General features: G+C 53.6%; 1 protein-coding gene. It reads right to left on the bottom strand.

What is annotated here, in order from left to right; translation table 11 throughout:
- Positions 1–22: 22 nt before the first annotated feature.
- Positions 23–1,257 (bottom strand): IS3 family transposase gene (locus QKD99_RS11450; protein ID WP_192816336.1). Its coding sequence is split into 2 segments (ribosomal slippage): positions 23–969 and positions 969–1,257, totalling 1,236 coding nucleotides; the frame shifts between segments, so codons are not numbered across the junction.
- Positions 1,258–1,309: the final 52 nt, after the last annotated feature.

Below are 1,309 nucleotides of genomic sequence, written 5' to 3'. Positions count from 1 at the left end.
TGAAGTGCCCCGGGTTTTGTTCCTAGGCGTTTGCCTTGATTTCTATTATTTCCTGTGGCGGGTTCTGCTTCCAAAATTCGGTTTCGACCTCGACCGGGGTTCGGTAGTCCAAGCTTTGGTGGAGCCTAGTCTCGTTCCACCATGACACCCACTCGAACGTCGCGATTTCTACCTCGACAACATCATCCCACCTGCGAGCATGGATCAGCTCGTTCTTGTAGGAACCATTAACATTTTCTGCCAGAGCATTGTCATAAGAATCCCCGACCGTTCCGGTGGAAGCGGCAATCCCGTGCTGGGCAAGTCGCTGGTTGTAGACAACGCTGACATACTGTGAGCCGTGATCTGAATGATGAATGAGACCTGTTGTTTCCTCAGCACACACGATCGCCTGGTTAAGAGCTTGCAGCGGCAGTGCTTCCGTCCGCATCGAGTCTGATAACGCCCACCCAACGATCCGTCGAGAGTAAACGTCGGTGACAAACGCGGCATACACAAAGCCTTTCTTCGTGCGCACATACGTAATGTCAGCCACCCACAGTTTATTCGGGCCCTGAGCTTTGAACTCACGCTCGACCAAGTCCGGGCGCAGATCAGGCACATTAGCCTTACGGGTTGTGAGAGGTGATCTGCCTTTGCCTTTGCCAGAAACACCGGCCAAGCGCATCAACCGAGCAGTTTGTTCACGACCGATATCAATTCCGTCACGGCGGAGAGCATGCCACATTTTCCGCACGCCGTAGACGCCGTAATTATCCCGATGAACAGCACTAATGCGGTCGACCAGCACAGCATCACGAAGGCGACGAGCACTTAACCCACGGGCCTTGGACTGGCGATACCCACGCGAGGTGATGAACCCACCAGCCCGGTTATCCTTCAACGTCTTACAGATGAACTCGACAGAGAAACGATTCCGGTATTCATCGATGAATCGGATCATTTCCGACGTTTTGGGTCGAGTTCCGACGCGAAAAAAGCTGAGGCAGCCTTCAGCAGCTCATTAGTGTCGCGTAGCTCTTGATTTTCACGACGTAGCCTCGCGTTCTCGGCAGCCAAATCTTCAGGCACAGGTTCTGGAATGTTTCCCGCACGACGGGCCTGCTGAGTCCATTGACGGGCCGTGTGCCATGAAACCCCCAGCTTTGGAGCTACTGCCTGGCACGCGGCTTGCATCGACATATTTTCCGCCAAGATGCGGTCTTCCACAAGACGGACCACACGGTCCTTCGCATCCTGGTCAAATTTCCTTGGCACGTTCCAAATTTTCCCATCTACTCAAACGGAACAAAACCTGGGACACTTCACT

This window comes from Corynebacterium sp. c3Ub_189 (genome assembly GCF_039907195.1).
Lineage (GTDB): Bacteria > Actinomycetota > Actinomycetes > Mycobacteriales > Mycobacteriaceae > Corynebacterium.
The sequence above is the reverse complement of the archived record's forward strand: the minus strand, read 5'-3'. Positions and strand labels throughout refer to the sequence as shown.